General features: G+C 58.8%; 4 protein-coding genes. 3 read left to right on the forward strand and 1 reads right to left on the reverse strand.

Going from position 1 to position 8,346, the window contains the following annotated elements; genetic code table 11:
* Positions 1-640: 640 nt before the first annotated feature.
* Positions 641-3,868, forward strand: a complete 3,228-nt coding sequence (locus ABJK56_RS07005; RefSeq protein WP_347243951.1) for an SBBP repeat-containing protein — start codon at positions 641-643, stop codon at positions 3,866-3,868.
* 157 nt (positions 3,869-4,025) lie between these two features.
* Here the strand turns inward: ABJK56_RS07005 and ABJK56_RS07010 are convergent, their stop codons facing one another.
* Positions 4,026-6,578 (reverse strand): hypothetical protein, encoded by a 2,553-nt coding sequence (locus ABJK56_RS07010; RefSeq protein WP_347243952.1) that lies wholly within the window; start codon positions 6,576-6,578, stop codon positions 4,026-4,028.
* A 583-nt stretch (positions 6,579-7,161) separates the two neighbouring features.
* On the opposite strand from ABJK56_RS07010, the gene ABJK56_RS07015 reads away from it, so the two are divergent.
* Both ABJK56_RS07015 and ABJK56_RS07020 read left to right on the forward strand, forming a co-directional pair.
* Positions 7,162-7,767, forward strand: coding sequence for a thioredoxin family protein (locus tag ABJK56_RS07015; protein WP_347243953.1), 606 nt, complete (start codon positions 7,162-7,164; stop codon positions 7,765-7,767).
* Positions 7,768-8,202: 435 nt separating this feature from the next.
* Positions 8,203-8,346 (forward strand): prepilin-type N-terminal cleavage/methylation domain-containing protein (locus ABJK56_RS07020; protein WP_347243954.1); only part of this gene is annotated, 144 nt, incomplete at its 3' end.

Consider the following 8,346-nt stretch of genomic DNA (forward strand, 5'->3'; position numbering starts at 1 on the left):
CGAAGAAGACCAGCCCTTTTTGGTGTAGCCCGGCCAAATTGGCGAGCCCTCTGATATGAGCCCCGTTTCGCCAATCAAGCCCGATGGCGTCGCCAGCCTCCACGGTTCGCCTGTCCGTCTATTTATCCGTCTATTTATTTGAATCCCTGGTAGGGAAAATTCCCAAATGGGCTCCTACCGGAATTTGAATTCCCGCTACCCAGATCTGAGAACTTCGGTCAGATCCGAACGCAGAGGCGCACGTTGCCGTGCCCGAAGACGCAAAACGAATCACCCAACGTTGAGAAGCGGATCTGACGCGCAGGTCTCACTCGATGCGAACGGGACAAGCAGGTTCCTCGGGCCTGATTCTTACTTCTGTGCAAGCCCTTGTCGAGGTTCGCGCCCCGTTCCAGCGGCAGGGCAAAAGTGGGGAGGAGTCAGGCCCGGCGGAGATTGCACGTGGCCACCCATTGCGATAATCTGGTGGCACTTGGGGCCGGTGCTCCCGACTGCACGTCTTCGCCGTAAGACGGATCCATCCAACACAACTGAGCAAGCCTTTTTCCGGCGAATTCAGCTCCAACCCACAGTCGGTGATCTCCGGTAACACACGTGTATAAAGACCCTAGCAGAAAGCGAAAAAAAGGAGATCGCCTCCATGCCGCGGCGTGCTGGGAGACGGTGCCCTGGGGAAAAGACCCTTCTGTCCTTCGCGAAATATGCTTTTCCTCGTCGGTCCTCAACGCGATGGTTGGGGGGCCGCCACTTTCGCTCGGACTGCCGGTCGCGGCCTGTCCAGAAAGAATTGACGCTGGAGTTCCTGGAATCCCGGCTATTTCTCTCGGCCAACTCGCTCGCGGACTTATCCTCCGTTTCCTGGAACGGCTCTCTTGGCGGAACTCAGTATGACGAGGTTCGTGCCGCCGCCCTCGACCCCCACGGGAATCTCATCCTGGTGGGCACAAGTTTCTCGAGCGGCTGGGTATCCGATGGCTACGACACCACATGGGGCGGCGACGGCGATGCCTTCGTGGTGAAACTTTCGCCCGAGGGCACGCCGCTCTGGTCAACGTATTTGGGTGGCACCCTCGACGACGGGGCGGCTGGTGTAGCGGTCGACGCGGATGGGAATATTTACGTCGCTGGATGGACGCGTTCAACGGGCTGGATCTCCGGCGGATACGACACGACCTACGCCGGATTCGGTGATGGTTTTGTGGTCAAGCTCAGCCCGACAGGGGGCTATTTGTGGGGGACCTACGTCGGTGGAAGCGACTGGGACGCCATTTCGGCCATCGCGCTGGACGGTAATGGAAGTATCTACGTTGCGGGCACGACGAGTTCTTCGGGATGGGTCCGTGGCGGCTTCGACTCGACCTACAACGGTGGTGCGTTCGACGGCTTCGCCGCCAAGCTCACCACCACCGGCCAATTCGTTTGGTCCACCTATTTGGGCGGTTCGCAGCGCGATTATGCTCTCGCCCTGGCGATTGCCGAGGGTGCCATTTACGTGGTGGGCCGGACATCTTCTCCCGACTGGATGGTGGCCGGTGAGGACCTCACCTACGGCGGTTCGTACGATGGCTTTCTGGTTCGGTTGTCGTCCACCGGACAGCGCGTCTGGTCCACGTACCTCGGTGGGAGCGCGGAGGACGCGGCCGTCGCTGTCGTAGCATCAGCAGGCACCGTTTACGTGGCAGGTCGGACTGCATCAACTGATTGGCCGGGCGGCACCGTTCTCCTCGAACCCCAGGGGAACCAGGATGGCTTTGTCCTGGCCGTCCAATCAGACGGTCAAACTCTCTGGCGCACGTACCTTGGCGGAACGAGCGATGACAGTGCGGCGACTATCACCCTTAGGGACGACGGCACGATCCTGGTGGGCGGTCAAACGGCCCTGGCGGATTGGGTGGGAGGGCGGATTCTCGGCTCTTCGAGCGGGGGCAATGAAGGATTCCTCCTTCGGCTTGCGACCACCGGCCAACTGCTCAGCAGCCATGCCCTGGGAGGAGAAGCCGACGACTCGGTTGTGGCACTCGTGCCGACGCCGAATTCCGGATTGCACGTGGTGGGTAACACCTATTCCACTCCCCGTTGGCCAACGACCGTGCTCCTCGGCGAGCCAGGGGACCAGGACGGTTTTGCCGCCGCCATCTCCTTTTCTCGACCACCTGTGATCGCTCAATTACTCGCCGATTCTGCAATCGTCCTGAGAGGCGAATCGCTTGTTCTCCGTGCCCAGGGCGTGTCTGATCCCAATGGGCTTCCCACCGTCCAAGCCGTGGGGCTTTATCTCGATGCCAACGGGAACGGAGACTGGGACCCAAGCGACACGCTTCTCGGTGAAACCAACGTAACCGCGGAGGGCGAGGCCATCTGGGAAATTGACGCGACCGCCCTTAGCGCCTGGCCACTAGGGCGGTACCGGTTTTTCGCAATCGCTCAGGACGATACCCACCTCACGAGCGATCCCGTGAGCACCGAGATCCTGTATACAAAGCGGCTCGATCTGGGGACTGTTGATCTGCGACGAATTGTGGAAACCGAGCCTGGGGCTGAAAAAATCTTCTATCAACTGATTCCTGCACACGCCGCAGGGCTCTCCGTAAGGATCCCCGCACCAGAGGATCCTGGCGCCATCCGTTTCTCTCTCTACGAGAGTGATCCTCTTGCCGATCCAAAACTCCCTCCGCTGGCCGTCTCCCAGGTCGTTGACAGCACCATCCAACTCGAGTTTTCCCGTGTCCAGCCTGGTACCGTGTACCACCTTGTTCTGGATGTGGCCCCCGGCTACCCAACCAGCGAAGTGCTCTGGACGATTGCCAATCTTGTGGATCGAGACCCCGCAACAGGCGCGATCACCGTTTTCGACACCCTGGACGACGACACAGTGCAAGTCTACTTTACCGGAGACGCGTTTAACCCGGGCACGGTGATCACCCTCCAGGGACTTTCCTTAGACCTGCCAGTCACCTCGGAAGCCGGCCAGACAATCGCTATTCAGGCGGGTTTCGGCCACGATGTGTTGATCGTGAGGGATTCCATCGGCGACGATCAGGTGGAAGCCTGGCCGGATCGGGTCGTCTTTCATCGGGGTGGCCTTGATTCACCTGGTTCGAATATCGCGAATCCACTAACAACTATCGTCGGCACGGGATTCGCTGAGATTCACATTTACGGCACGCAGGGAGGCAACGATACAGCCAGGCTTTCCGACTCTCTTTGGCAAAATGGTGCAGATACTGCCGCCCGAATGAAGTTTGAACCGGCCCTCGGCCATGTGAAATGGATCACCGCCCAGTCCTACCTGCGAATCAAGTTTTTCGAGCTGGTGGATGCGTTTGCCAATGGGAATAACGATCGTGCGGTCTTCTTCGACGGTCCTGGCGACGAAATCTTTGAAGGGCAGTGGGGACTCAGTCGCCGCGTAGCGGCCGGCTACGATGTCCGCGCTCATGGATTTCCGTCAGTGGTGGCCTATTCCCAGGTCGGTGTGGATCGTGCGAAACTTATTGATTCCGTCCTCAAAGATGAATTGCAATTCAAGCCCCACAAAACAGATCTTTTTGATCAGCTCACTGGTGGCACCCTCTATCGCGTGACGGTGCGTGGATTCGCTCTCATTGAGGCCGAGGCCACTTCACCGCTGGACCGGGATAAGGCGGCCCTGTGGGATAGCGTGTTCGATGAGTTGATCACGGCTACGCCGGAACAATTGATTTTTGCCCGTCTTTTGACCGAAGCGCCCCGCCCGATGCTCATTCTCCGTGGATTTGAATTTGTCAAAGTCCGTGATAGCGCAGGCGGCCAGGATCAGGCGACCGTGAAGACGCCGCTGCCCTACGATCTCATATTCGGGGCCGGATGGGATGTCCACACCGAATAGTCTCTCGCGGCACGCTGGGAAGCACCCACACGGCACAGTAGCCTCCGGCTCGATGTCGGGGTTTTAGCCGCCCGACCATTGCCGGGGAGTTGTTCCTCCACTTTTGACGTCTCGGCTTGGCACTGTCCACCGTTTACTTCAGTCAGATTCACGGCTTTCAGGGTGTATCGGAATACACCTGCGTGCTTTCTTCCTTGGTGATGGGCAGCCGAATATCATCACTGAGGATCTGTACGCGGACGCGCTGATCTCCCGGGGCAATCGCCTGGGCGCGGACGCGGAACACAGCCTCTGCTTTGGCAGGTAGGCGGGGCAACTTACCGAAGAGGACCTCCGATCCATTGATCGTGTTGGTCGTGGGACCTTCACCCGCAAGCGGTCGCAGGCCCTCCGGCAGGATCACCATGACCTGCACGTTCGTCGCCTCTTTGGTTCCCTGGTTGACGACGCGGATTTCGTAGGCGGTTTCTGTGCCCACGGCCACCGGATCGCGCGTGTCCGCCACCTGGAAATGGAGTGCGGAGATGCCTTCCACCTGGATGGCCAGCCGCTGATCGTCTCCCAAGCCGAGTTCATCGCGGACCGTGCAGGTGAGCGGCTGCTCCCCGGCAGCAATCGGCCGCACCACAAGTTCCACCTGCCCCGTTTGTCCGACAGGCAATTCCTGCAACAGCCACTGGACGCTATGCGTGGTGGGATCGTACGTCCCCGCATTGTTCGCCCGCACGAATTGCAACCCAGGCGGTAACGCGGCTGTCAGCCGCACCATCCGCGAACTGGCGGTCCCCGCATTTGTCAGAGAAATCTGGTACGTTGTTTCACGATCAAGAAAGCGCTTAGCGGGTCCTTCGATAGCCAATTTCAGTTGCGGCGCCAGAACGTTGATCGTACTCTGATTCTCCACTCGAACGTTGCCGTCTGCCCGAGCGATCAGCCGATTGACGGCCGTTCCTGCCCGGACGGTGCGCAGGCGTAGCTGAACCTGCCGCGATTCCCCTGGGCGAAGGTCCCCCAGCACATTCTCCAGCTCACTGCCGGCGGGATGCTGCATCTCCTGCGGAACGTGTTCCTCCAACACCACATTCGTGGCCACTCCCGAACCCGTGTTGGTCACGGTAATTGTGGCCGTGATTTCATCACCAATGAGGGCCTGAGGCGGAAACTCAGCCTTTAACGCGAGTTGCGGCCGGGTGGAACGCGTCCTGGCCGAGGCCTGGGCGTAGACGAGAACCGTCACGACGCTCCCTAGTTCTCCCTCCTGCAACGGCATGAACTCCGCTTCCAGGGCGATTTCATCGCCGGGCTTCATGGGGCCGACCGTCCACACGAGAGTCCCGTGCATCTGCTGACTCGCCTGCGGATTGGTCCGCAACACGCGGACGCCCCAGGGGATCGGATCCTGGACCTCCACTTTATTGATGGGAATCGCCCCGCTGTTGCGGATCACGATCCGGGAGCTGGCGGGTTTTCCTACTTGAACCTCGCTGGAAAGAATTTTCCGAATGGTAACTTGTGGGGTTTGTGGTCCTTCCAAACTGGCATCACCCGGCCGGGCATCCCCCTCTGATCCTGCCGGCAGGGATGCCCCTTCTGCGTCCGACGCTGTTCCCATTCCGGACGCAAAACCGCCTGCGGCTTCCGCGCCCGACTGGAGAGGCAGGGCCCGCGTCGGCGGAGGCGTGATGATCCCCGGCGTTTGACCTGTGGGCGGGGGAGGAAGAGTGTCGAACGGGCTGGCCGCCGGTGAGGCAGAACGCGTCACAGGACCGGATTCCGAAGCGTTCAGCTGACTGTGGGAGGGTGAAGCAGTAGCGGACGTCGCCAAGGGGCTGGCACTCCCGGGAACCGACACCGCTCCCGGGTCAAAGGCGGCATCAGCCCGCTGTGTTTGGAGTTCGGCTGGCCGCGGGTTGAAAGCCGGCGGCGTTGCCTGCGCCTCCTGCGGTGCCGTGGGTTGAGACGGTGTCTGCCCGGGCGCGTCCTGGGCCGAAAGCACTTCCGAGGCATCGGGGATGCTCGTGGACGCGGCGTCGTTCGGCGCAACATGGGAACTTTCCGCAGACGCAGCATTCGCTTGCTTCAGTGAATTGATCTCTGATGAGGGTGGGACAGTCCCCTCAGCCGGTGCGTCGGGAACGATCCAACCGGCGTTAGGACTGCCCGAAACCGGTCCCAATGATGATGTTGCCGACGTTTGCGGAGGCGGCGGCAAGACGCGGGGCGATCCCGCGGGTTGCGATTCGAACACAGTCGGGATCTCACCTGATTTGGAATCGGAAGGTCCGCCCGCGTCGTTCCCCGGTTGCTTCGCCGCAGGCTCTTGCCCATTCACCTTGGTGGAGATCTTCCGGGAGGACAACTGCCCACGGTCGGCGGGTAAGGGCCGCGATCCACTGCGCAAGGGATTTTCCGGCGGATTCAGTGGCGGACCAGATACCACCGGCGCGTTCACCCCAGACTGAGACGCGGGATTCTGGAGCGGATGAACGCTAGATCCGGGAACGAAAGGCTGCGGCTGAGGGGAAACCGCCAACTGGGGAACATCGGTTCGATTGACCTCCTCGGCCTGGGCCGACGTCCCATGACCGTTCCAAAATACCTTGATCGTGATGGCCACAACCGGTGCCACCATCAAAACTGTCGCAAGAATCAGCCACCGACCCGGCCACGAGACCAAATGCGTGTTCAGCCGTTGCACCCATGCAGGCATGGGGGATCCTCCATGCTGGCGAAGCATGTTCCGTGACGTTCTTTTGGTGCTTTCCAGGTGGGACTTCCACCCGGCGTTTCTCATCCAACCCAGGAGGTACTTCCAGGCGGCGTCACGCGGATGCCAAGTCCATTCGATCGTCCTCCCTGAAGGGAGAGAAACACTGGCGATTTACTGGCAACCTGCGCGGCTGTGCTAAATAGCAAATTTTTCAAAGGCTGGAAAGGCCAAATTCACGCCCCGCACCGGTTACGCTTACGACAACGTGGATGAGTATAAAGAGATGCGGAAAGCGCCACGGTGTGGCATGGAAGGCGTCCCTCCAACGGATCAAAAAAATGCGAAATTGTTGACACAATTCTTTCTCGAGGAATTTCGCGTTTCGATTTCCTTTCGCCACGCGAATTCGTTTCCGTTTTCGCAAACGATGCCGACTTGCCTTCGAAAGTTTCCTTCGTATGATCTTTAGTGCCGTGAGTGTCAGCCCCTGGTCGGTTGCCGAATTTTCAATGGCGAAAGGCAACCAGCAGATGAAGCTGGTGTGAAAGTTGTTGGCTCCTTTGGCTTGTGTGGAGGTGAACCTATGAAACGCGTCATGAGTGCCTTGCTGGGGCTCGGCTATTTGATGCTGGCCTTGGGTTTGGGATCGTGCGCTGTGGCTGAGCAAAAGGGTGTGAAGGTCGGTGATCCCGCCCCAGATTGGAAAGGGATTATCGGAGTGGATGACAAGGAACACTCCCTCGCCGACTACAAAGACGCCAAGCTCATCGTCCTTGTCTTCACGTGCAACCATTGCCCTGTGGCGAAGGCTTATGAAGATCGCCTCATTGCTCTTCAGAAGGATTACAAGGATAAAGGCGTCCAGGTGATCGCAGTCAACGTGAACAACATCCCGGAAGATCGACTCGATCGCATGAAAGAGCGAGCAAAGGAAAAGGGATTCAACTTCCCATACATCTATGATTCCAGCCAGAAAATGGGTCATGATTACGGCGCCCGGGTGACTCCCCATGTCTATGTCTTGGACTCCGAGCGGAAGATCGCCTACATCGGCGCGATTGACGACAACATGGACCCGGCCAAGGTGAAAAAGCATTACCTTCGAGACGCCCTCGATGCGCTCCTGGCAGGCCAAACCCCGCCTGTCGCGGAGACCAAGGCCTTTGGTTGCACAATTAAGTACGAGTAATCCCAGTAGACAAGAGTGAAAGAGTGAATCCGATTTCCGGGTAATATTTACCCGCATTTGTTAAAGATGGACTGACTTTCACCGAAGTTTTCCTCAGGGCATTGCCCCTGATCGACGTGGAGATTCTTCGAAGCGGTCGCTGTTCAGGCGACCGCTTTTCGTTTTGTTATTGCGTTGTTTTTGCGGATTAGCCGAAGGAGACCATCTGTCTCGCATCTTAAGACAGGGCCGACCGCAACCTGACACACATTTCGAGCCCGACACAACATTGCACATGTATATTTCATGCGCATCGAGCGCATGAAAAGAATATCCGGCTCAAATGTTTACTAACAATTTCGTTGACACTGCCTGCCTAGGCTTGTAAAACATTCCTGAAGGTTGTGTCAATGCGTGTTGGGAAGGTATGGTCTTGTCTGTTCTGGAGGTGGAGCCATGCGAAGATTCTGCCTCGGCTGTCGTTGTCGCGGTTTCACTCTGGTGGAACTTCTCGTCGTGATCGCCATCATCGGCATTTTGATTGCGCTCTTACTTCCGGCGGTGCAGGCGGCGCGGGAGGCGGCCCGCCGCTCCCAGTGC

The sequence above is a fragment of the Thermogutta sp. genome (assembly GCF_039793925.1).
Lineage (GTDB): Bacteria > Planctomycetota > Planctomycetia > Pirellulales > Thermoguttaceae > Thermogutta.

What these genes read in the sequence shown, in the direction of transcription:
- ABJK56_RS07010 (WP_347243952.1), bottom strand. Translation starts at nt 6,578, where the DNA reads ATGCCTGCATGGGTGCAACGGCTGAACACGCATTTGGTCTCGTGGCCG.
- ABJK56_RS07015 (WP_347243953.1), top strand. Translation starts at nt 7,162, where the DNA reads ATGAAACGCGTCATGAGTGCCTTGCTGGGGCTCGGCTATTTGATGCTG.
- ABJK56_RS07005 (WP_347243951.1), top strand. Translation starts at nt 641, where the DNA reads ATGCCGCGGCGTGCTGGGAGACGGTGCCCTGGGGAAAAGACCCTTCTG.